At 74.5% G+C, this 22882-nt stretch carries 21 protein-coding genes; 16 read left to right on the top strand and 5 right to left on the bottom strand.

Going from position 1 to position 22882, the window contains the following annotated elements; translation table 11 throughout:
• The first annotated feature begins 108 nt into the window (after nt 1-108).
• From O2W17_RS00175 to aspS, 4 genes are read left to right on the top strand one after another with little or no spacing between them, the layout of a single operon-like run.
• A complete protein-coding gene (locus O2W17_RS00175; protein ID WP_269190373.1) occupies nt 109-795 on the top strand; it encodes an MBL fold metallo-hydrolase in 687 nt (228 codons plus the stop codon).
• Nucleotides 792-2060 (top strand): histidine--tRNA ligase, encoded by a 1269-nt coding sequence (hisS, locus tag O2W17_RS00170; RefSeq protein WP_269190372.1) that lies wholly within the window; start codon nt 792-794, stop codon nt 2058-2060. The genes O2W17_RS00175 and hisS overlap by 4 nt, the downstream gene beginning before the upstream one ends.
• Before the next feature lie 5 nt (nt 2061-2065).
• Nucleotides 2066-3049, top strand: a complete 984-nt coding sequence (locus O2W17_RS00165; protein WP_269190371.1) for an aldo/keto reductase — start codon at nt 2066-2068, stop codon at nt 3047-3049.
• A 28-nt stretch (nt 3050-3077) separates the two neighbouring features.
• Nucleotides 3078-4853, top strand: a complete 1776-nt coding sequence (gene aspS / locus O2W17_RS00160) for an aspartate--tRNA ligase (protein ID WP_269190370.1) — start codon at nt 3078-3080, stop codon at nt 4851-4853.
• 7 nt (nt 4854-4860) lie between these two features.
• Here the strand turns inward: aspS and O2W17_RS00155 are convergent, their stop codons facing one another.
• On the bottom strand, nt 4861-5361 hold the full coding sequence (locus O2W17_RS00155; RefSeq protein WP_269190369.1) for an ASCH domain-containing protein: 501 nt from the start codon (nt 5359-5361) through the stop codon (nt 4861-4863).
• Nucleotides 5362-5427: 66 nt separating this feature from the next.
• On the opposite strand from O2W17_RS00155, the gene O2W17_RS00150 reads away from it, so the two are divergent.
• Nucleotides 5428-6519 carry a pyridoxal-phosphate-dependent aminotransferase family protein gene (locus tag O2W17_RS00150; RefSeq protein ID WP_269190368.1) on the top strand — a complete coding sequence of 364 codons (1092 nt, stop codon included), beginning with the start codon at nt 5428-5430 and terminating at the stop codon, nt 6517-6519.
• A gap of 77 nt (nt 6520-6596) precedes the next feature.
• Here the strand turns inward: O2W17_RS00150 and O2W17_RS00145 are convergent, their stop codons facing one another.
• Nucleotides 6597-7469, bottom strand: coding sequence for a hypothetical protein (locus O2W17_RS00145; protein ID WP_269190367.1), 873 nt, complete (start codon nt 7467-7469; stop codon nt 6597-6599).
• 161 nt (nt 7470-7630) lie between these two features.
• The gene (locus O2W17_RS00140) at nt 7631-8491 is read right to left on the bottom strand and encodes an aldo/keto reductase (protein ID WP_269190366.1); all 861 of its coding nucleotides are present in this window, start codon (nt 8489-8491) and stop codon (nt 7631-7633) included.
• A gap of 115 nt (nt 8492-8606) precedes the next feature.
• Between O2W17_RS00140 and O2W17_RS00135 the strand changes: the two genes are divergently transcribed.
• The 8 genes from O2W17_RS00135 to O2W17_RS00100 all read left to right on the top strand — a co-directional run bounded on the left by O2W17_RS00135 (nt 8607) and on the right by O2W17_RS00100 (nt 17436).
• Complete coding sequence (locus O2W17_RS00135) at nt 8607-9944, top strand: replication-associated recombination protein A (RefSeq protein WP_269190365.1); 1338 nt, start codon at nt 8607-8609, stop codon at nt 9942-9944.
• A 98-nt stretch (nt 9945-10042) separates the two neighbouring features.
• Entirely contained in the window at nt 10043-10468 is a 426-nt protein-coding gene (locus O2W17_RS00130; protein ID WP_269190364.1) for a DUF948 domain-containing protein, read from the top strand.
• Nucleotides 10468-10752 carry a hypothetical protein gene (locus O2W17_RS00125; protein WP_269190363.1) on the top strand — a complete coding sequence of 95 codons (285 nt, stop codon included), beginning with the start codon at nt 10468-10470 and terminating at the stop codon, nt 10750-10752. Before O2W17_RS00130 ends, O2W17_RS00125 begins: the two co-directional genes overlap by 1 nt.
• A 52-nt stretch (nt 10753-10804) precedes the next feature.
• A complete protein-coding gene (alaS, locus tag O2W17_RS00120) occupies nt 10805-13489 on the top strand; it encodes an alanine--tRNA ligase (protein WP_269190362.1) in 2685 nt (894 codons plus the stop codon).
• Nucleotides 13490-13495: 6 nt separating this feature from the next.
• Nucleotides 13496-14170, top strand: coding sequence for a Holliday junction resolvase RuvX (ruvX, locus tag O2W17_RS00115; RefSeq protein WP_269190361.1), 675 nt, complete (start codon nt 13496-13498; stop codon nt 14168-14170).
• Between the two features lie 194 nt (nt 14171-14364).
• Entirely contained in the window at nt 14365-15963 is a 1599-nt protein-coding gene (gene mltG / locus O2W17_RS00110; RefSeq protein WP_269190360.1) for an endolytic transglycosylase MltG, read from the top strand.
• Entirely contained in the window at nt 15956-16762 is an 807-nt protein-coding gene (locus O2W17_RS00105) for a shikimate dehydrogenase (RefSeq protein ID WP_269190359.1), read from the top strand. Before mltG ends, O2W17_RS00105 begins: the two co-directional genes overlap by 8 nt.
• An 8-nt stretch (nt 16763-16770) precedes the next feature.
• Complete coding sequence (locus tag O2W17_RS00100; RefSeq protein WP_269190358.1) at nt 16771-17436, top strand: prepilin peptidase; 666 nt, start codon at nt 16771-16773, stop codon at nt 17434-17436.
• Nucleotides 17437-17472: 36 nt separating this feature from the next.
• Here O2W17_RS00100 and O2W17_RS00095 read toward each other — a convergent pair whose 3' ends face one another.
• Nucleotides 17473-17862 (bottom strand): universal stress protein, encoded by a 390-nt coding sequence (locus tag O2W17_RS00095; protein WP_269190357.1) that lies wholly within the window; start codon nt 17860-17862, stop codon nt 17473-17475.
• A 205-nt stretch (nt 17863-18067) separates the two neighbouring features.
• Here O2W17_RS00095 and O2W17_RS00090 point away from each other — a divergent pair, with 205 nt between their 5' ends.
• The 3 genes from O2W17_RS00090 to O2W17_RS00080 are packed head-to-tail and all read left to right on the top strand — an operon-like array spanning nt 18068 to nt 21688.
• Nucleotides 18068-19258 (top strand): L-talarate/galactarate dehydratase, encoded by a 1191-nt coding sequence (locus O2W17_RS00090; RefSeq protein ID WP_269190356.1) that lies wholly within the window; start codon nt 18068-18070, stop codon nt 19256-19258.
• Nucleotides 19259-19302: 44 nt separating this feature from the next.
• A complete protein-coding gene (locus tag O2W17_RS00085) occupies nt 19303-20820 on the top strand; it encodes an aldehyde dehydrogenase (NADP(+)) (protein WP_269190355.1) in 1518 nt (505 codons plus the stop codon).
• The gene (locus O2W17_RS00080) at nt 20813-21688 is read left to right on the top strand and encodes an ATP-grasp domain-containing protein (RefSeq protein WP_269190354.1); all 876 of its coding nucleotides are present in this window, start codon (nt 20813-20815) and stop codon (nt 21686-21688) included. The genes O2W17_RS00085 and O2W17_RS00080 overlap by 8 nt, the downstream gene beginning before the upstream one ends.
• A 10-nt stretch (nt 21689-21698) precedes the next feature.
• On the opposite strand, the gene O2W17_RS00075 is transcribed toward O2W17_RS00080, so the two are convergent.
• Entirely contained in the window at nt 21699-22796 is a 1098-nt protein-coding gene (locus tag O2W17_RS00075; RefSeq protein WP_269190353.1) for a glycerate kinase, read from the bottom strand.
• Nucleotides 22797-22882 lie beyond the last annotated feature (86 nt).

The raw sequence follows: 22882 nt of genomic DNA, 5'->3' as shown, positions 1-22882 counted from the left end.
GTGCGGACGGGCGGCCGGCGCGCTGGTCGGGGTGCGAGTCTAGGTGGCCGGGCTGGGTGTTCCCTGGCAGCGCCGGAACCCCCGTGCGCCCCCGCGTAACCTGCACGGGTGCTCATCCGCTCCTTCCCCGCCGGCGCGTTCGGCACCAACTGCTACGCCGTCGCTCCCGGCCCGGGGCAGGAGTGCGTCGTCGTCGACCCCGGCATGGACGCCGTCGAGCCCCTGGCCCGCATGCTCGCCGAGGACGGCCTGAAGCCGGTCGCGGTCGTGCTGACGCACGGGCACCTGGACCACACCTTCTCGGTGCTGCCGGTGTGCGACGGCTACGACATCCCCGCCTACCTGCACCCCGACGACCTCGGCATGCTGTCGGACCCTGCCCGCTGGCACGGACCGGCGCTGGCCCCGCTGATCACCGGCGTGCGGCTGCCGGACCCCTCCGACGTCCGCACGCTGGACGACGGTGCGGTGCTGTCGCTGGCGGGGGTGGACCTGACGGTGCGGCACGCGCCCGGGCACACCCAGGGCTCGGTGATGTTCTCCGTCGACCTCGGCGAGGCGCCCGGGCTGCTGGCCGGGGACGTGCTCTTCGCCGGATCGGTGGGCCGCGTCGACCTGCCCGGCGGGTCGTGGGACGCGATGCTCGCGTCGCTGCGCGACGTCGTCCTCCCGCTGGACGACGAGACGGTGGTGCTGCCCGGCCACGGCCCGGCGACGACGATCGGCCGCGAGCGGGCCACCAACCCCTACCTCGCGGAGGCTGCCCAGGCCCCCGCCAAGGGGCGCGGGCTGTGAGCGCCGGTCTCACCGCACCGAAGGGGACCTTCGACACGCTGCCGCCCGACTCGGCGCGCTTCCTCGCCGTCCGGGACACGCTCACGGCGCCGCTGCGCCGGGCCGGGTACGGCTACGTCGAGACGCCGGTGTTCGAGGAGACCGCCGTCTTCTCCCGCGGGGTGGGGGAGTCCACCGACGTCGTCACCAAGGAGATGTACACCTTCGACGACCGCGGCGGCCGCTCGCTGACCCTGCGCCCGGAGCTGACCGCCGGCCTGATGCGCGCCTTCATCGAGCACCGGCTGCACGACGGCGCCCTCCCGGTGAAGCTCTGGACCGTCGGCTCGGCGTTCCGGTACGAGCGCCCGCAGGCCGGGCGCTACCGGCACTTCACCCAGGTGGACATGGAGGCCCTCGGCACCGACGACCCGGCGTTGGACGCCGAGGTGGTGGCGCTCGGGGTGCAGGGGTTCCGCGACCTCGGGCTCACCGACTTCGAGCTGCTGCTCACCTCGCTGGGTGACGCGACGTGCCGCCCGCAGTACCGCGAGCTGCTCGTCGCCTACCTCGCGAAGCTCGATCTCGACGAGGAGACCCGGCGGCGCGCGGCGATCAACCCGCTGCGGGTGCTCGACGACAAGCGGCCCGAGGTGCAGGCCCAGCTCGGCGACGCCCCGCTGATGGTCGACCACCTCTCGGACTCCACCCGGGCGCACTACGACGCCGTCCGGCAGCACCTCACCGACCTCGGGGTCACCTGGACCGAGGCCCCCCGGCTCGTGCGCGGCCTGGACTACTACACGAAGACCACGTTCGAGTTCGTGCACTCCGGGCTCGGCGCGCAGTCGGCCATCGGCGGCGGCGGGCGCTACGACGGGCTGTCGGCGGCCCTGGGCGGTCCGGACGTCTCCGGGATCGGCTACGCCGTCGGCGTCGACCGCACGCTGCTCGCCGTCCAGGCCGAGGGTCTCGACATCGGCGCGGTGGCCGGCGTGCAGGCGTTCGTCGTCCCGCTCGGGTCCGAGGCCAAGCGGCTGGCGGTCCGGCTGGTCGGGCAGCTGCGCCAGGCCGGCGTCGCGGCCGACACCGTCTACGGCGACCGCGGGCTCAAGGGCGCGATGAAGGCGGCCGACCGGTCCGGCGCCTCGCACGTCGTCGTCGTCGGCGAGCGCGACCTCGCCGAGGGCGTGGGTCAGCTGAAGGACATGCGCACCGGTGAGCAGCGGGCGGTGCCGGTGGCCGAGCTGTTCGATGCACTGCGACGTGCGACGGTGGGGGAGTGACTTCCATGGAGCAGCGCCCGCTCGGGCGGACCGGAGCAGACGTCGGCGTGATCGGCCTGGGCACCTGGCAGCTCGGCGGGGACTGGGGCGACGTCGACGAGGACACCGCGGGCGACGTCCTCGACGCCGCGCTCGACGCGGGCGTGACCCTGCTGGACACCGCGGACGTCTACGGCGACGGCCGCTCGGAGGAGCGCATCCGCAAGGCGCTGGCGCCCCGGGTCGACCGGCCGTTCGTGGCGACCAAGGCCGGCCGGCGCGCCGACCCGTTCGAGGCCGCGCAGTACACGCCCGAGAACCTGCGGGCCTGGGTCGACCGGTCCCGCCGCAACCTCGGCGTCGACACCCTGGACCTGGTGCAGCTGCACTGCCCGCCGACCGCGGTCTACTCCGACGAGCGGGTGTACGACACCCTCGACGGGTTCGTGGCCGACGGCTCTATCGCCGCCTACGGGGTGTCGGTGGAGACCGTGGCGGAGGGCCTGACGGCCCTGCAGCACGAGGGCGTCCAGACGATCCAGGTCATCCTCAACATCTTCCGGCGCAAGCCGCTGGAGGAGCTGCTGCCCGCCGCGCGGGAGGCCGGCGTCGGGATCCTGGCGCGCGTGCCGCTGGCCAGCGGGTTGCTGACCGGCAAGTACGACGAGACGACGACGTTCGCGGCCGACGACCACCGGAACTTCAACCGCAACGGCGAGGCCTTCGACGTCGGCGAGACGTTCGCCGGCGTGCCCTTCGACGTCGGTGTCGACGCCGCCCGGGAGGTGGCCGCCATCGCCGGTGACGCCGTGCCCACGGCGGCCTTCGCGCTGCGCTGGATCATCGACCAGCCCGGCGTCACCACCGTCATCCCGGGGGCGCGCAACGTCACCCAGGTGCGGGGCAACGTCGCGGCGGCCACGATGGCGCCGCTGTCGGACGCCCAGCTCGCCGACCTCGAGCGGCTGTACGACGAGCGCATCCGCGCCCACGTGCACGACCGCTGGTAACCCACCTTCCGTCCTGAGAGGCCCGACCTTGCTTCGCACCCACGACGCCGGCGCGCTCCGCGCGTCCGACGCCGGTACCACCGTCACCCTCGCCGGCTGGGTCGCCCGCCGTCGCGACCACGGCGGGGTGGTCTTCCTCGACCTGCGCGACGCCTCGGGCTACGTCCAGGTCGTCGTCCGGGAGGAGGAGGCCCACCACCTGCGCAACGAGTACTGCGTGCTCGTGACCGGGGAGGTGCGCCGCCGTCCGGAGGGCAACGAGAACCCGGAGCTGCCGACCGGGGGGATCGAGGTCGCGACGAGCGAGCTGCGGGTGCTGTCGGCCGCTGCGCCGCTGCCGTTCCCGGTCGAGTCCGACCAGGCGGCCTCCGACGACGTCCGCTACCGGTACCGCTACCTGGACCTGCGCCGGCAGGGCCCGGCGAAGGCGATCCGGCTGCGGTCGGAGGTCAGCCGGGTCGCGCGCGAGGTGATGCACCGCCACGGGTTCGCCGAGGTGGAGACGCCGAACCTGACCCGCTCCACCCCCGAGGGCGCCCGCGACTTCCTCGTGCCGGTCCGGCTGCAGCAGGGCAAGTGGTACGCGCTGCCGCAGTCGCCGCAGCTGTTCAAGCAGCTGCTGATGATCGGTGGGCTGGAGCGGTACTACCAGATCGCCCGCTGCTTCCGGGACGAGGACTTCCGCGCCGACCGGCAGCCGGAGTTCACCCAGCTGGACTTCGAGATGAGCTTCGTCGAGCGCGACGACGTGCTCGCCGTCGCCGAGGACGTCGTCCGCTCGCTGTGGCGGGAGCTCGCCTCGTACGAGGTGCCGGAGATCCCGCGGATGACCTACCGCGAGGCGATGGACCGGTTCGGCTCCGACAAGCCCGACCTGCGCTTCGGCGTCGAGCTCACCGAGCTGACGTCCTACTTCGCCGACACCCCGTTCCGGGTCTTCCAGGCCCCGTACGTGGGCGCCGTCGTCATGCCCGGCGGCGGGTCGCAGCCGCGCCGGGCGTTCGACGCGTGGCAGGACTGGGCCAAGTCGCGGGGCTATCGCGGGCTGGCCTACGTGACGATCGCCGAGGACGGCACCCTCGGGGGTCCGGTCGCCAAGAACATCTCCGAGGCAGAGCGCGAGGGCCTGGTCGAGGCGGTCGGGGCGCAGCCCGGTGACTGCGTCTTCTTCGCCGCCGGCGCGCGGCGCTCGGCGCAGGAGCTGCTGGGCGCCGCGCGCAACGAGATCGCCAAGCGGCTCGAGCTCGTCGAGCCGGGTTCCTGGTCGTTCCTGTTCGTCGTCGACTTCCCGATGTTCGAGGAGACCGAGGACGGCGACTGGACGTTCATGCACCACCCCTTCACCTCGCCCACCCCCGAGTGGCGGGACCGGTTCGCCGAGGACAAGGGCGCGGCGCTGTCCGACGCCTACGACATGGTGATCAACGGCAACGAGGTGATGAGCGGCTCCGTCCGCATCGCCGACGCCGAGCTGCAGGAGCGGGTGTTCCAGACCCTCGGCATGACGCAGGAGGAGGCCCGCGCCCAGTTCGGCTGGTTCCTGGAGGCATTCGCCTACGGGCCCCCGCCGCACGCCGGCGCGGCCCTGGGCTGGGACCGGCTGACCGCGCTGCTGTCGGGCGTGGAGTCGATCCGCGAGGTCATCGCCTTCCCGAAGACCGGCGCCGGGTTCGACCCGCTGACCGGTGCGCCGACGCCGATCACCGACGCGCAGCGCAAGGAGGCCGGGATCGACGCGGAGCCGGAGGAGCCCGCGGCGCCCGGCCAGCCCGGCGCCCCCGGTCCCTCCGACCCGACGAAGTAAGACCGCCTCAGCCGGCGACCTCGGGGGGCCACACGACGCGGAAGCGCTCGAAGACCACCTCGAGGTCGTCGGACCAGGTCCGGCCGCGGGCCGTGAGCGTCCGGCGGAAGTAGCGCTCGTGCGCCTCGAGCCAGGAGGCGCGGGTGCGGTCGCCCTCGCCCTCGTCCCAGGCGAAGGCGTCGTCCACGCTGGCCAGCGGGCCGATCCGGAGCTCCACGCTGCGCAGCACGCAGCGGGGCCGGCCGGCACCGTCGCAGGCCACCCAGTGCCCGCCGATCGCCGGGAGCGGCTCGGCCGCGTCGCGGAAGTCCAGTACCAGACCGGCGGTCGCGCGCTTGGGGCCGTGCAGGACGAGGCCGAGCAGCTCGTCGGCGAGCGCGGCGGTGTCCCCGAACCGCTCGACGGCCGGCTTCTCTCCGGGGCCGACCGCGTCCGGGTGCGCCGCGGCGTAGGTCCGCCACATCACCGCGGCGTCGTCGCGGCGCAGCTCGCCGGGCTCGTCGGTCACGTGTGTCCTCCCGGGGTCGGCCGCACCGGGGGCGCGGCACGCCTGCTCGCCGGTAGCGTCCCAGGCATGTCGCTGCGCGCCCGCACCCTGCTCGGTCCCGGCCCGTCCAACCCGTACCCGGAGGCGCAGGTCGCCCTCGCCCAGCCGCTGCTGGGGCACCTCGACCCGGTGTTCCTCGGCATCCTGGACGAGACCTCCGAGCGGCTCCGGCAGGTGTTCGGGACGGCGAACCGCCGCACCCTGCCGCTGTCGGCGACCGGCTCGGCGGGCATGGAGGCGGCGTTCGTCAACACCGTGGGCCCCGGGGACGTCGTCGTCGTCGCGGTGAACGGCCTGTTCGGGCAGCGGATGGTCGACGTCGCCTCGCGGTGCGGGGCCGAGGTGGTGGCCGTGGACCACGAGTGGGGGCAGCCGGTGGACGCCGAGCGCGTGCTGGCCGCGCACCCGTCGCCGAAGCTGATCGCCGCCGTGCACGCCGAGACCTCCACAGGTGTGCTGTCGGACCTGGCGCCGCTGGCGGCCGGGAAGGGCGACGCGCTGCTGCTCGCCGACTGCGTGACCTCGCTCGGCGGCATCCCGGTGCAGCTCGACGACTGGGGCGTGGACCTCGCCTACTCCGGGTCGCAGAAGTGCCTGGGCGTCGCCCCGGGGCTCGCACCCTTCACCATCAACGACCGCGCGTGGGACCGCCGGATCGAGAAGCCGCAGAGCTGGTACCTCGACCTCGGCATGCTCGGCGGGTACGCCGGCGAGGCGGCCGGCACCGGCGGGCGGACCTACCACCACACCGCCCCCACCGGGATGGTCGTGTCGCTGCACGCCGGCCTGGGCCGGATCCTCGACGAGGGCCTGGACGCCGTGCACGCCCGGCACGCCGCGGCCGGCCGGCAGCTGCACGAGGGTCTGGCCGCGCTGGGGCTGGAGCTCTTCGCCGCCGAGGGCCACCGGCTGCCCGAGCTCACCACGGTGAAGGTGCCGGACGGCGTCGACGCGGGCGCGGTGCGCGCGGAGCTGCTCGAGCGGTTCGACCTGGAGATCGGCGGTGGAGTGGGCGCCTACGCCACGACCGTCTGGCGGATCGGCCTGATGGGCCCGAACGCCTCGCCGGCCAGGGTGGCGCTCGTCCTGGCGGCGCTGGGCGAGGTCCTCGGACGCTGATGTCGCGCCCCCGCTCCCGGTTGATCATCGGCGTATGGCTGGCCCCGTCGGCGCGTCGGCCCGCCACCCGCCGATGATCAACCGCGAGGATCGCGCCAGCCGCGACTGAGCAACGCCCGGCGGGTGCGGTCGAGCACCATGGAGCGGGACCTCAGGTGCCGCCGGGCGAATCTCAGGACGAGCCAGCCGTCGGCCGCCATGAGCGAGTAGCGGTCGACGTCCCGGTCGAACTGGTCGGGGTCGGCGTGCTGCCTGCCCTCGTACTCCAGCGCGACCTTCCATTCCTCGTAGCCGAGGTCGGCGTGCGTCACGGCGCGGCCCCACCGGTCGTGCACCGGCGCCTGTGGTGTCGGTGTCGGGAGGTGGCTCACCGCCAGCCAGTACCGGATCACGCTCTCCGGGCGCGACATGGCCAGCGGCGACAGCAGTGGCGCGCACTCCCGCGCGCGGACGACGCCGCGCACCCGCGCCGCCCGCTCCAGACGTCGCGCCACGGCGACCGGGTCGAGGTGGCCGGCTCGCATGAGGGCGTCGCCGACCGCCACCAGGTCCGCCGGCGGCATCGTCGCTGCCAGGTCGAGGAAGGTCTGCGCACCGGACGTGACCCGGAGACCCAGGTGCTGGACGACGTCCTCCGGCAGCAGTCGGCGTGCGTGCGTCACGAACTCCGCTCGCTGCGGGAGTACCCGTCGCGGGGTCAGGACGATGTGCGCCCGGCGTGCTGTGTCGACGGGCGCGCCCAGGAGGGCGGCGGCGGTCCCGTGGCTGTACGCCGCGTCCGCCGGGAGCACGCGGGCGAGCAGCCGGAGCCGCTCCGCCTCGTCGACGGCGTCGTCCAGCCGGGCCGTGAACCCGTGTGCGAGTCGTACGAAGGAGGCGCCGCGCAGGCGAGCACGGGTGAGGCCGGCCGCCCGCGCCTCGTTCGTCGTCCAGGTCGGAGGGAGGGACATGCCGCCGACGCTGGTCGCGCGGGTCCCACCGGCCGAGCCGGCGGCGAGATCTGTGGATTCCTGCGGGTGCTGTGGATGCGGTCACCTCGCGTTGATCATCGTCACGTGGCTGGTAGACACGCCGATCGGGCCAGCCGGATGACGATGATCAACGCGGAGGATCAGGCGGCGTCGAGGCGGGCCAGCTGGTCGGGGGTCAGCACCACGTCGGCCGCGGCCGCCGAGTCGACGACGGACTGCACCCTCGACGCGCCGGGGATCGGGACGACGACGTCGCTCTGCGCCAGGTGCCAGGCGAGCGTCACGCGGTACACCGACACGCCCAGCTCGTCGGCCAGCTCGGCGAACGCGGGGGAGCTCGACCCCAGCGACCCGGCGGCGCCCACCCCGCCGAACGGGCTCCACGGGAGGAAGGCCAGCCCGTGCTGCGCGCAGTGGGCGAGCTCGTCGGCGGAGCCCCGCCAGCCGGGCGAGAACTGGTTCTGCACGCTCACCAGCGCCTCGCCGAGGATCGACCGGGCGACGTCGATCTGCGCGATGTCGGCGTTGGAGATGCCGACCGCCCGCACCAGGCCGTCGTCGGCCAGCGCGCGCAGCGCCCCCATCGAGTCCTCCCACGGCGTGGCCGGGTCGGGCCGGTGGAACTGGTACAGGCCGATGGCGTCCACCCCGAGCCGGCGCAGCGACGCCTCGCAGGCCCGCCGCAGGTAGGCCGGCGACCCGTCGAGCTCCCAGTCGGTGCCATGCCGGGTGTGCCCGCCCTTGGTCGCCACCAGCACGTCGGCGGCACCCGGGCCGTAGGACCGCAGGGCGTCGGCCACCAGCGACTCGTTGTGCCCGAACTCCGCCTCGTCGCGGGAGTACGCGTCGGCGGTGTCGACCAGCGTCACGCCCGCGTCCAGGGCCGCGTGGACGACCGCGACGCCGTCGTCGTGCGAGGGCCGGTCGGCCTTCGTGGACAGGGGCATGGCGCCGAGGCCGATGGCGCCCACGGTCAGGTTCCCGATGCGTCGCTGCTGCATGGGGACCGTCGTGCCCCGCGGGTAGCGTCGCAACCGTGAGCGGACAGGTGCGTGAGCATCGCAGCGAGGAACGAGCGAGGAGCGGAGCGCACCGCGGCAGCGAACCGGTGGTGTCGTGAGTTTGTTCGACCAGCCGGCCGACGAGGGGCAGGACGGTCCCGTCGTCGACCCGGGAGCGCCGCTGGCGGTGCGGATGCGGCCGCGCGCGCTGGAGGAGGTCGTCGGCCAGCAGCACCTGCTCGGCGACCGCGCCCCGCTGCGCCGGCTGGTCGAGTCCGACGAGCCGATGTCCCTCGTGCTCTACGGCCCGCCCGGCACCGGCAAGACCACGCTGGCGCACGTCATCTCGCTGGCCACCAAGCGGCAGTTCGTGCAGCTCTCCGCCCTGGACGCCGGGGTGAAGGAGGTGCGCGCGGTCATCCAGAGCGCCCGGCGCGAGCTCACCTACGCCGGCCGCCGCACCGTGCTCTTCATCGACGAGGTGCACCGGTTCTCCAAGACCCAGCAGGACAGCCTGCTGTCGGCGGTGGAGGACCGGATCGTCAGCCTGATCGCCGCCACCACCGAGAACCCGTTCTTCTCCGTCGTCAGCCCGCTGCTGTCCCGGAGCCTCGTCCTGGCGCTGCAGCCGCTCACCGACGACGACGTCCGCGCGGTGCTGCACCGGGCGCTCACCAGCGAGCGCGGCCTGGCGGGGGCGCTGACGCTCAGCGCCGAGGCCGAGGACCACCTGGTGCGGGTGGCCGGCGGCGACGCCCGCAAGGCGCTCACCGCGCTGGAGTCGGGCGCCGGTGCGGCCCGGGCGGTCGGCTCGGGCGAGATCGACCTCGCCACGCTGGAGACGGCGGTCGCGCAGGCGGCCGTGCGCTACGACCGGCAGGGCGACATGCACTACGACGTCGCCAGCGCGCTGATCAAGAGCATCCGCGGCAGCGACGTCGACGCCGCGCTGCACTACCTGGCGCGCATGGTCACCGCGGGGGAGGACCCGCGCTTCATCGCCCGGCGGCTGGTCATCAGCGCCAGCGAGGACATCGGCATGGCCGACCCGACGGCTCTGCTCACCGCGGTGGCCGCCGCGGACGCGGTCGCCTTCATCGGCATGCCCGAGGGGCACTTCGCGCTGGCCCAGGCGGTGGTCCACCTGGCCACGGCGCCGAAGTCGAACGCCGTCACCGCGGCCATCGGCGAGTCGATGTCCGACGTGCGGGCCGGGCTGGGCGGTCCGGTGCCGGCCGGGCTGCGGGACGCCCACTACGGCGGCGCGAAGAAGCTCGGCCACGGCACCACCTACGTCTACCCGCACGCCCACCCCGACGGCGTCGTCCCGCAGCAGTACCCGCCGGACGCGCTGGTCGGGAAGGACTACTACCGGCCGACCGGGCGCGGCGCCGAGGCGCGGCTCGGCGAACGGCTGGCCAAGCTGCGGGCGATCATCCGGCGGCAGCGGTGACCGCCCGGCGGGGCACGGACGGCGGCGGGGGCCCACGACTACTGTGACGAGGCCGGAGTCCGCTCCCGGCGCCGAGACCCCCGAGAACAGGAGCACGCGTGTCCGTAGGAGAGATCGCCGGGCTGATCGCAGCCGGCGCCCTGGTGCTGCTGGTGGTGCTCGTCGCCGTGCCGCTGCTCAAGCTGGGCCGGACGCTGGACGAGACCACCCTGACCATCCGCCAGGTCCGTGAGCAGAGCGCTCCGATCCTCGGCCAGGCGAGCACCACGGTGGCGCACGTGAACAGCAACCTGGAGCGGGTCGACGACATCACCGGCAACGCCGCCAACGTGTCCAGCAACGTCGCCGCGCTCACCAGCGTCGTCGCCGCCACGCTGGGCAGCCCGCTGATCAAGGTGGCTGCGTTCAGCTACGGCGTCCGCAGCGCGACCAGGAAGAAGCGCGAGGGCCAGGCCCTGGCCGACGCCGCCGCGCGCGACAAGGCCGAGCGCCGCAGCCGCCGCGCCGCCCGGCGGGCCGCCTGATGCGCCGGCTGTTCTGGCTCGCGATGGGGATCACGATCGGTGCGCTCGTCGTCCGCAAGCTCTCCGCCGCCGCCGAGAAGATGACGCCGGCCGGCATCGGCGCCTCGATCGCCGAGGGCCTGCGCGACCTGGCCGACGCGATCGGCGACTTCGGCGCCGACATCCGCGAGGCGATGAGCGAGCGGGAGCTGGAGCTGCGCGCCGGCACCGGCCTGGACGCGCCGCTGCCCGACGCCGCTGACGCCGCGGCCCTGCGCCGCGGATCGCACGCCGCCGACCTCTGATCCCCGGGGCCGGCCCGAGCACCGCACCGGCCCCCGACACCGAGAAGACCTGATGCAGACCGCCGAGATCCGCCGCCGCTTCCTGGAGCACTTCGCCCAGCGCGGCCACACCGTCGTCCCCAGCGCCTCGCTGGTCTCCCCGGACCCGTCGCTGCTGTTCACCGTGGCCGGCATGGTGCCGTTCATCCCGTACCTGACCGGCCGGGAGCCGGCGCCGTTCCCGCGGGCCACCAGCGTGCAGAAGTGCGTGCGCACCCTCGACATCGAGGAGGTGGGCAAGACCACCCGCCACGGCACGTTCTTCCAGATGAACGGCAACTTCTCCTTCGGCGACTACTTCAAGGACGGTGCGATCCAGCACGCCTGGGACCTGCTCACCGGGCCGGTGGCGGACGGCGGCCTGGGCTTCGACCCCGACCGGCTCTGGGTGACGGTCTACCTGGACGACGACGAGGCCGCCGAGGCGTGGCACCGCATCGCGGGACTGCCGGCCGAGCGGATCCAGCGGCTGGGCAAGAAGGACAACTACTGGCACACCGGGGCCGCGGGCCCCGGCGGCCCGTGCTCGGAGATCTACTTCGACCGCGGTCCGCAGTTCGGCCCCGACGGCGGGCCCCTGGTGGACACCGCCGGCGACCGGTTCCTGGAGATCTGGAACCTCGTCTTCATGCAGTACGAGCTGACCGACGTCCGGAGCAAGGAGGAGTTCACGGTCGTCGGCGAGCTGCCGAAGAAGAACATCGACACCGGCATGGGCCTGGAGCGGGTCGCGTACCTGCTGCAGGGCGTCGACAACATGTACGAGATCGACGAGGTCGCCCCGGTGCTGCGGCGCGCGGCCGAGATCGCCGGCGTGACCTACGGCAAGGACCACGAGGCCGACGTCCGCCTGCGCGTGGTCGCCGACCACGTGCGCAGCGGGTTGATGCTCATCGGCGACGGCGTCACCCCGGGCAACGAGGGCCGCGGCTACATCCTCCGCCGGCTGCTGCGCCGCGCCGTCCGGTCGATGAAGCTGCTGGGCGTCGACGACGCAACCCTCCCCGAGCTGCTGCCGGTCTCCCGGGACGCGATGAGCGCCAGCTACCCCGAGCTGGGCACCGACTTCGCCCGGATCTCCGGCGTCGCCTACGCCGAGGAGGAGGCGTTCCGCCGCACCCTCACCTCCGGCACGGCGCTGTTCGACACGGCCGTGCGGCAGGCCAAGCAGGCCGGCACCCCCAAGCTCTCGGGCGACCAGGCCTTCAGCCTGCACGACACCTACGGCTTCCCGATCGACGTCACCCTCGAGATGGCCGCCGAGCAGGGCGTCACCGTCGACGAGGCGGGCTTCCGGGCCCTCATGACGGAGCAGCGGGACCGGGCCCGCGCCGACGCGCGCGCCAAGCGCACCGGCTCGGTCGACGTCCTGGCCTACCGCCGGCTGCTGGCAGATCACGGGCCCACCGACTGGCAGGCCTACGAGACGCTGCGCACCGACTCCCGCGTCCTCGGCATCGTGCGCGAGGGCGACGACCAGGGCGAGCGCCCGGCCGGCCCCGGGGAGATCACCCGCGTGGTCCTGGACCGGACGCCGTTCTACGCCGAGTCCGGCGGGCAGGTCGCCGACGCCGGCATCCTCACCTGGGACGGCGGGCGCGCCGAGGTCATCGACGTGCAGCGGCCGGTCAAGGGCCTCGTCGCCCACCAGGTGCGGGTGCTGGAGGGCGAGCTGCGCGACGGCGCCGAGCTGACCGCCGAGGTCGACCGCGAGTGGCGGCTGTCGGCCTGCCAGGCGCACTCGGGCACCCACGTGGTGCACGCCGCGCTGCGCCAGGTGCTCGGACCGCAGGCCCTGCAGTCGGGTTCCTACAACCGGCCCGGCTACCTGCGGCTGGACTTCGCCTGGCAGGGCGCGCTCACCGCGCAGCAGCGCACCGACATCGAGGACGTCGCCAACGCCGCCGTGCGCGCCGACCACGCGGTGTCGGCGTCCTGGATGACGCTGCCCGAGGCGCAGGCGTTCGGCGCCCTGGCGCTGTTCGGCGAGACCTACGGGGAGCAGGTCCGGGTCGTGGAGATCGGTGGCCCGTGGTCGCGCGAGCTCTGCGGTGGCACCCACGTGCGGGGCAGCGCCCAGATCGGCACCCTGGCGCTCACCGGGGAGTCCTCGGTCGGCTCGGGTTCCCGCCGCGTCGAGGCGGTCGTCGGGCTGGAGGGGTTCCGGTACCTCGCCCGCGAGCGGGACCTGGTGCGCCAGCTCGCCGATCTCCTCAAGTCGCCGCAGGACGGGCTGGTCGACCGGGTGAGCGGCATGGTCGCCCGCCTGCGCGACCTGGACCGGGAGCTGGCCGACCTGCGCGCCCAGCAGAGCGTCGCCGCGGCCGGTGACCTGGCCGCCGGGGCCCGGGACGTCGGCGGGGTCGCCGTCGTCACCGGCTCGCCGGCGGGTCTGGGCGGCGGCGACCTGCGCACTCTTGCCCTCGACGTCCGGGGGCGGCTGGGGGCCGACCGGCCGGTGGTCGTGCTGCTGGCCTCGGAGACTGGTGGCAAGGTGGCACTGGTGGCCGCGCTGAACGCGACCGCGGTCGCGCAGGGGCTGTCGGCCAACGACGTCCTGAAGGCGGCCTCGGCCCCCGTCGGCGGTCGCGGTGGCGGGAAGTCCGACGTCGCCCAGGGGGGCGGAACCGATGCTGCGGGTATCCCCGCGGCGTTGCAGGCCGGCGAGCAGGCGGTCGCGGCCGCCAGTGGGAGGTAGACCAACGTGTCCGGATCCGAGCACAGCCCCGAGGACACCGGCCCGGTCGGTGGGCGGCGGCGCGAGCTGCCGGCCGTGCCGCCGGCGCGGCCCCGGCCGTCCACGGGGGAGCAGCCGACCTACCACCCGACGACCGAGATCGACCTCAGCCAGGGGTTCCCTCCGGTCAAGCACGAGACCACCGAGATCGACCTGTCCGGCGGCTGGCCCCAGCACCTGAAGGTGCCCCCGCGCCGAGCGGACGCCCCGGCCGTGCGCGGCCGGGTGCTGGGTGTCGACGTCGGGACCGTCCGGGTGGGCGTGGCCCTGTCCGACCCGACCGGGGTGCTCGCCAGCCCGCTGGAGACCCTCCGGCGGGCCAAGGACAAGGCCGACCTGGACCAGCTCGCCGCCCTCGTGGTGGAACACGAGGTGACGGAGGTGGTCGTGGGGGAGCCGGTGCACCTGTCGGGTGCGTCGGGCAGCTCCGCCCAGGACGCCGCCGATTACGCTCAGGAACTGGCCGACCGCATTCCGGATGTGCCGGTGAACCTGATCGACGAGAGGCTTTCCACCGTGACCGCAGCCAGCCACCTCCGTGAGGGCGGCATCGACAGCCGCCGCCAGCGCGCAGTGATCGACCAGGCGGCTGCCGTGGTGATCCTCCAGCAGTATCTCGACAGCCGGCGGGCGCCCTCGTGACCGCGCCCGGCGGGCCGCCGCGGCGGGGCCGGCACTCCTCCGACGGCGGCGCCGGTGCGTCGCCGTTCCGGACGGGCCCCGGCGCCCCAGCAGCCGACGGCTTCCCGCCGGGCCCCTCCGCGTACCCCTCCCAGCACCGGTCCGACCGCGGCCCGGGCGGTCCCCGCCCCGGGTCCCGGCCGACCGATCACGGCGTGGACGCGACCGGTCCGCTCGTCGGGCCGGACCGGTGGTCGGCCGGCTCCGGTGACCACCCCTCCCACCCGCTCAGGTCCCGGCACGGCGGCGACGAGCACGGCGGCGGCCGCCAGCACCCCTCGGCGCCGCTCCCGCCGCTGCCCACCGGGACCTGGGGCCGGTTGCACCCGCGCCAGGAGGACGGGGACGACGACGCCACCGTCGCGGCGCCCCGGCTGAGCAGCCGTCCCGGCGACGACCTCCCCGACGACGACCTCCCCGACGACACCCGCACCCCGGGCGGCTCGTCCGCCTGGGAGGAGACCGGTGGGCTGGACGTCATCGGTGCGAACGTGGACGACGACCGCCCACGGCGCCGCGGTCTGCTCCGCCGCCGCGGCGCCGCCGCGCCCGTGCCCGCCGACGAGTCCGGCCACGCGCCGCACGACGACGTCCTCGACGACGGCCACGAATTGCTGGGGGTCTCCGACGACCCGGTCGCCGACGGCTCGCTGACCGACGACGACATCCCGGTCGCGCCCTACGACGCGCGCGGCGACCGGCGCCGCCGGCGACGTCGCCCCTTCGCCGTCGCCGCGGCCCTGCTGGTGCTGGGCGGCCTCGTGGCGGGCATCGTGCTCGGCGGCCAGCAGCTGCTGTCCCTGTTCAACCCCGCCGCGCAGGACTACACCGGTGCGGGCACCGGCAGCGTCGACGTGCGCGTGCAGGAGGGGGACACGCTCAGCGACATCGCCCGCACGCTGCAGGAGGCCGACGTCATCGCCTCCACCGGCCCGTTCGTCGACGCGGCGGCGGCCAACCCCGACGCGACCAGCATCCAGCCCGGTGTCTACACCGTGCGGCAGCAGATGAGCGGCGAGGCGGCGCTGGAGCTCCTGCTCGACCCGGCGTCCCGCCAGGTGTCCCGGGTGACCGTTCCCGAGGGCTTCACCGTGGAGCAGGTCCTCGCCCGGCTGGCCGAGGAGACCGGCACGCCGATCGAGGAGCTGCGGGCGGCGGCCGACCCGAACGTCCTCAGCCTGCCCGAGTACGCCAACGGGCAGCTGGAGGGCTTCCTGTTCCCGGCGACCTACGACTTCGAGCCCGACACCACGCCGCAGCAGATGCTGCAGCAGATGGTCGACACGTTCACCGCCACGGCCGACCGGCTGCAGCTGACCGAGCGCGCCGCTGCGCTGGGGCTCACCCCGTTCGAGGTCGTCACGGTGGCGTCCATGATCCAGTCGGAGACGCGGCTGGACGAGGAGCGTCCCGACGTGGCCCAGGTGATCTACAACCGGCTGGAGCAGGGGATCGCCCTCGGCATCGACGCCACGCTGGCCTACGGGCTGGACAAGAGCGGCAACGAGCTGACCGTCACCGATCTGGCGTCGGACAACCCGTACAACACCCGGAACCGCCAGGGCCTGCCGCCGACGCCGATCAGCGTCCCCGGCGAGGCCAGCCTCGAGGCGGCCCTGGCACCGAGCAGCGGGGAACTCCTGTACTACGTGCTGGAGTCCCAGGAGGGCGCGCACTTCTTCACCAGCGACTACGGCGAGTTCCAGGCCGCCCGGCAGCGGTGCGCCGCGGCCGGTCTCGGCTGCGGTGGCTGAGCGGCACCAGCGGGCGGCGGTCCTCGGGCGGCCGGTGACGCACTCGCTCTCCCCGCTGCTGCACCGGGCCGCCTACGCGGCGCTGGGCCTCGACGACTGGACCTACGACGCCCTCGACGTGGGGTCGGCGGACGTCCCGGTGCTGCTGGCGGGGCTGGGTGAGGAGTGGCGCGGCTTCTCGGTCACCATGCCCTGCAAGCAGGCCGCGGTCGAGGCCGCCGACGTGGTAGAGCCGCTGCCGCGGCTGCTGCGGGCGGCCAACACGCTGGTCCGCACCGAGGCCGGGTGGCGCGCGGAGAACACCGACGTCACCGGCATCGGCATGGCGTTGCAGCTGGCCGGGGTCGAGCAGGTGGAGGAGGCCGCGGTCCTGGGCGCCGGGGGGACGGCGGCGGCCGCCGCCGTCGCGCTCTCGTCGCTGGGCGCCCGCCGGGTGGACGTCGTCGTCCGGGAGCCGTCCCGGGCCGGTGAGCTGGTGCGGGTGCTGGACACCCTCGGCGTGGACAGCCGCGTCCTCCCGCTGGCCGGCGCGCGGGTCGTGGCCCCGGTCGTCGTCAGCACCGTGCCCGTCGACGGCCAGCCGGCCGTGGCGGCGCTGGACTGGGGATCCGGTCAGACGGTGCTCGACGTCCTGTACTCCCCGTGGCCCACGCCGCTGGCCGAGCGGGTGACCGCGGCCGGCGGCACGGTCGTCAGCGGCCTCGAGGTGCTGTTCTGGCAGGCCACCGAGCAGGTGGAGCTGATGACCGGGCAGCCGGCGCCCATCGGGGCCATGCGGGCCGCGCTCGACGCCCGCTGACCGCCGGCGTGGAGCTCTCCCGCCCGCTCCTGGTCGGCGCGGCTCTGGTCGTGGCGCTGGCCGTCGGCCCCTGGCTGGCCCGCACCGCCGCCCGGCTCGCCGCCCGCGACGGCCGGGCCCGCGCCGCGCCCGGTCCCACCGCGCTGGCGACCGGCCTGCTCGCCGCCGGGCTCGCCGGCGCGGTCCTGCTCTGCGGGGTCCGGCCGGCGACGGTCGCGCTCGCCTGGGCGGCGGGCGCCGCGGTGGTCCTGGCCGCGGTCGACCTCGCCGTCCACCGGCTGCCCGACCGGGTGCTGCGGCCGGCGCTGGTCGTCTGCGGGGCGGCCCTGCTCGCCGACGCCGCCGTGCTCGGCACCTGGCCGGCGCTGGCGCGGGCCGTCGCGGCGGGCGCCGCGGCGTTCGCCGTCCCGGCGGCGGCCCGGCTGCTGGCCCCGGCCGCCCTGGGGTTCGGCGACGTCAAGCTGCTGGGCCTGATCGGGCTGGTGCTGGGCTGGTTCGGCTGGGGGGTCCTGCTCGCCGGGATCTTCCTCGGCCTGCTTACCGGGGCCCTGGTCTCGGTGGCCCTGGTGGTGACCCGCCGGGTGGGCTGGCGCAGCTCCGTCCCGTTCGGCCCGCCGCTGCTCGTGGGGGCTGCACTGGCCCTCGCGCTGGCCGGCCGGGCGGTCCTGCCGTGACGCCGGTCGGCCTTGTCCCGACCGGGTCGGCCTAACTCAGGCCTTGACGGCCAGCACGGGGCGGTCGGCCTCCAGCAGGATCCGCTGTGCAGTGCTCCCCATGATGAGCTTGCCGACCGGGGACCGGTGACGGAGCCCGATGACGATCACCGATGCGTCGGTCTCCTGGGCGACGCGCACGACGCGGTCGGCCAGTTCCCCGGTGTAGGGCTCCTGGCGGATGTGGGCGCGGACGCCCGATCGGGAGGCCCGGGCGAGCAGCTCCTCGACCGCCGTGTCGCCGGCGAGCGCGGCGCTGACCGGTGCACCCTCCCGCGGCGAGTTGAGCACCACCAGGTCCTCGTCGCGGCGCTGTGCCTCGGAGAGCGCTGCCGAGAAGGCCGCCTCGCCCTGCGCGGTAGGGATGTAGGCGACCAGGACAGGCATGCGCATTCCTCGGGTGTGGTGGGTGAGGCGTCGGGCCGCGAGCCGGCCGGCCTGCCGCGGCGGAGCCCCGGCGCCCTTAGGATACGAGATACCAAGAGGGTACGGTAGGACCTACAGCTCCGCGGTCACCCGTGCCGGGTGGGATCGGCACGCCGGTGCCCGTGCGCCGGGTCGCCCGGGGGAGCTCCAGCCGCAGAGGAGCCGCATGGCCGCCGACATGCCCGCCGCCGTGAGTGGCGATGCCCCACGTCCGGACCTCGGCGCCGCGGTCCTCGACCGGATCGAGTCCGTGACGCTCTCGTCGATCACCCTCCCACTGGGGGCTGCGATCAGCGACGCCAAGGTGCTGACGGGCCGGCAGCGGCCCATGACCGAGGTGGCGTTCCTCTTCGCCGAGGTCCGTACCGAGGGTGGCCATGAGGGTCTGGGGTTCAGCTACTCGAAGCGTGCCGGTGGGCCGGCGCAGTTCGCCCATGCCCGGGAGATCGCCCCCGGCCTGATCGGCGAGGACCCGAACGACATCGGACGGCTGTGGACGAAGCTGGTCTGGGCCGGGGCGTCGGTCGGTCGCAGCGGGGCGTCGACGCAGGCGATCGCCGCTGTCGACATCGCCCTGTGGGACCTCAAGGCCAAACGGGCCGGCTTGCCGCTGGCCAAGCTCCTGGGGGCACACCGGGACTCGGTCCGCTGCTACGACACCTCCGGCGGGTTCCTGCACGAATCGATCGAGCAGGTCATGGACAACGCCAGCGCCTCGATGGACGCCGGCATCGGCGGCATCAAGATCAAGGTCGGTCAGCCCGATTCGGCGCAGGACCTGCGCCGCGTGCGCGCGGTGCGCGAGCACATCGGTGACGACTTCCCGTTGATGGTGGACGCCAACCAGCAGTGGGACCGGCCCACCGCACGACGGGTCGGCCGGGCGCTCGAGGAGTTCGGCCTGACCTGGATCGAGGAGCCGCTCGACGCCTACGACGCCGAGGGGCACGCCCAGCTCACCCGCTCCCTGGACACGGCGATCGCCACGGGCGAGATGCTGACCAGCGTCGCCGACCACCACGAACTGCTCCGCCTGGGCGCCGTGGACATCCTCCAGCCCGACGCCCCGCGCATCGGCGGCATCACCCAGTTCCTCCGCCTGGCAACTCTCGCCGAGCACCGGAACGTGCTGCTTGCCCCGCACTTCGCCATGGAGATCCACCTGCACCTGGCGGCGGCCTACCCCCACGAGTCCTGGGTGGAGCACTTCGACTGGCTCCACCCGTTGTTCGACGAGCGCCTCGGAATAAGCGGCGGGCGGATGCACCTCTCCGGCCGTCCGGGCCTCGGTATCACGTTGAGCGACCAGGCCCGGGCCTGGACCGTGGACCGGTCCCACATCGACGCGCCGTGGTGACCACCGGCCACGGCGACGACCGCATCCCTGGAGGACGACCGCCCATGCCCGACGTCATCAGCACCGATCCCCGCTCCGGCCAGGGGCTGGCGATCGGCGTCCCGGAGACAGCTGCTGCCGAGGTCGATCGGTTGTGCGGGGCAGCCCTGGCGGCCGCACCGGACCTGGAGGCGCTGGGTCGCGTCGGCCGAGCGGCGCTCCTGCGGTCGCTGGCCGACGCACTGGACGACGAGCGCGCCGACGTCGTCGCGGTCGCCGACCGGGAGACCGCTCTCGGTGCCCCCCGGCTGGACGGGGAACTCACCCGGACCTGCTTCCAGCTCCGCCTGTTCGCCGACGTGCTCGACGAGGGGAGCTACCTCGAGGCGGCGATCGACCACGCCGTGGACACCCCGATGGGGCCGCGCCCAGACCTCCGCCGCATGCTGCTGCCGATCGGCCCCGTCGCCGTCTTCGGCGCCAGCAACTTCCCCCTGGCCTTCTCCGTCCCGGGCGGTGACACCGCCTCCGCCCTGGCGGCCGGATGCCCGGTCGTCGTCAAGGCGCACGGCTCCCACCCCGCGACCTCGCAGCTGTGCTTCGACGTGCTGTCCGAAGCCGTCCGCGCGGCGGGTGCGCCGGACTCCTCCCTGGCGATCGTGCACGGTCTGCAGGCCGGGGCCGATCTGGTCGCCCATCCCGCGGTGCGCGCCGTCGGGTTCACCGGCTCGGTCAACGGCGCTCGCGCGCTGCTGGACATCATCGAGGACCGGGCCGACCCGATCCCGTTCTTCGGCGAGCTGAGCAGCCTGAACCCCGTCGTGGTCACGCCGCTGGCAGCCCGCGAGCGTGCGGAGGAGATCGGCAGCGGCCTGGTCGGGTCCTTCACCCTCGGGGCGGGCCAGTTCTGCACGAAGCCCGGACTCGTGTTCGTCCCGGCGGGTGCGGACGGGGACGCCGTCGTCCGGCGGATGGCCGAGACGGTGCGGGACACCCCCGTCCAGGTCCTGCTCAACGAGGGCATCGCCGCCTCCTACGGGCGGATCACCCGTGAACTGATCGGCCGTGCCGACGTGGACGTGGTCGCGCACGGTGGCGAGCCCACCGGCACCGGGTTCGAGGCGGTGCCCACGCTCCTGGCCACCTCGGCCGCCGACCTGACCTCCGGTCTGACGGAGGAGTGCTTCGGGCCGGTGTCCGTCGTGGTGCGCTACGACGGCGAGGCCGACCTGTTCCGGGCACTGGCGCTCATGCCGTCGTCGCTGACCGCGACCGTGCTGCGCGGCGAGGGGGAGGACGCGTTGCCTCTCGAGGTGTCCCGGCGCCTGCGCGGCCGTGCCGGACGGCTGGTCTACGACTCCTACCCGACGGGTGTGGCGGTTTCCTGGGCCCAGCACCACGGTGGCCCCTGGCCCTCGACCAACAGCCAGCACACCTCGGTGGGTGCAACGGCCGTCCGCCGCTTCCTGCGCCCGGTCACCTGGCAGGGGGCACCGGAAGCTGTCCTGCCCGAGGAGCTGGCGGACGACTACCGCGGCATCCCGCGGCGGGTCGACGGCGTGCTGAGAGCAGCCGGTGCCTGAGGTGCCGGCGGGGGCCCGGGTCGCCCTGGTCACGTCGGAGCGAGGACTGCCGCTGGACCCCGACCTCCCGTTGGCCGTCCCGGCCCTCGTGGCGGCTGGTCTCGAGCCGCTCGTCGTCCGCTGGGACGACCCCGGCGTCGACTGGAACGCCTTCGCGCTGACCGTGGTGCGGTCCTGCTGGGACTACACGTGGCGCCTCCCCGAGTTCCTCGGCTGGGCGGCGCAGGTGCCCCGGCTCCGCAACCCGGTGGAGGTCATGCGCTGGAACGCGGACAAGTCCTACCTGAGGGACCTCGAGCGGGCGGGTGTCGCCGTGGTACCGACCGTCTGGGCCCCCGGCGCCGTCGACGAGCTGCCCGAGGGGGCGGAATGGGTGGTCAAGCCGTCCGTGTCCGCCGGCTCACGGGACACCGCCCGGTGGACCGACCCGCACGCGGCGCTGGCGCACGCCGCGGACCTCGCCGCCGCCGGCCGGGTCGCCATGGTGCAGCCGTACCAGGCCAGCGTCGACCGGGCGGGGGAGACGGCGATGCTGTTCCTCGGGGGCCGGTTCTCCCACGCCGTGCGGAAGGGGCCGTTGCTGCGCCGGGGTGAGGGCGTGCGCCAGGACAGGGACAGCCGGGGTGATCTGGCCCCCGTCCGGGCGAGCGCCGCTCAGCGCGACGCCGCCGAATCGGTGCTGGACGCCGTCGCGGCGCTGCTGCCCGCCGTGGCGCCGCTCCTGTACGCGCGCATCGACCTGGTGGAGGACCCGACGGGCAGACCGACGGTCCTGGAGGTCGAGCTCACCGAACCGAGCTTCTTCCTCCCGCAGGCGCCGCACGCTGCGGCCGGTCTGGCTGCCGCCGTGGCCGACCTCGTGGGGTGAGCCCGCCGTCTCACCGAGCCCAGGTGCGGGCTGCATGTGCTCCCGCCTCCTCGGCCCACCGGCTCGGATCGGCCATGGCCTCTCGCGCCGAGCCGGCCAGCTCGCTCAGGGACACGGCCCGGACCCCCGGGACCTCCAGGGAGGCGTCCTGCTGCCCGCAGACCACGCCGACCGGCAGCCGGCGCGAGCGGGCCTGCTCGATGACGTGGCCGCAGACCTTGCCGCCGAGGCTCGTACCGTCGAAACGGCCCTCGCCGGTCAGCACCAGGTCGGCCGAGGAGTCCAGGGCGGCGTGCAGTCCGGCCAGGCGTGCGACGTGAACGGCGCCTGAGCTGAGTGACGCGCCCCACAACGCCTGAAGGCCGAAGGCCGTCCCCCCTGCGGCGCCGGCGCCCGGTTGCTCCGGATCGCCGCCGCAGATGGCCGCCCACCGGGTGAGGGCCTCGTCGAGCAGGCGGATCTGCTCGGGCGTCGCCCCCTTCTGCGGGCCGAACACCGCCGCCGCTCCGGCCGGACCGAGCAGCGGGTTGCGCACGTCGGTCAGGACCGTGACGCCGCCGGGCGGCGGGGCCACCAGCTGCGACCGGTCGAGGCCGGCGACCCGGGCGAGGGCTGCTCCGCCGTCCGGCAGCTCGTCCCCCCGTGCGCCGAGCAGCCGCAGGCCGAGGGCTGCCAGCAGGCCTGCGCCGCCGTCGGTCGATGCCGAACCGCCCACGGCCACGACGATCTCCGTCGCACCGCGGCGGAGCGCTGCCAGCACGACCTCGCCCACGCCCCTGGTCGTGGCACCGAGGGGATCCAGCCGTGATGCCAGCGGCAGGCCGCTACTCCGGGCCAGCTCGATCACAGCTGTCCCGTCGCCTGTCATGAGGTACTGGGCGGTGACCGCCGCTCCGCACGGCCCCGTGACCGCCGGCACGTCGATCCACTCGGAACGGCGGTCGGCGGCGGCTATCGCCTCGAGGGTGCCCTCTCCGCCGTCGGCCAGGGGCAGCAGCGTGATCGAGTCCTCCGGGCGGGCGCTCCGCCAGCCGGCGGCGATGCACGCTGCTGCCTCGGTCGCGGGGAGCGTCCCCTTGAAGGAGTCCGGCGCGATGAGGACCTTCATCAGTCGCTCCCTTACCTCTCGTCCACGGTGCGGAGGGGGGCATCCTCGCGGCGACGTGGCGCCACCCCTGTGGGACCGCTGAGAGC

The sequence above is a fragment of the Blastococcus sp. VKM Ac-2987 genome, assembly GCF_026967805.1.
In the GTDB taxonomy this organism is placed as follows: domain Bacteria; phylum Actinomycetota; class Actinomycetes; order Mycobacteriales; family Geodermatophilaceae; genus Blastococcus.
The sequence above is the reverse complement of the archived record's forward strand: the minus strand, read 5'-3'. Positions and strand labels throughout refer to the sequence as shown.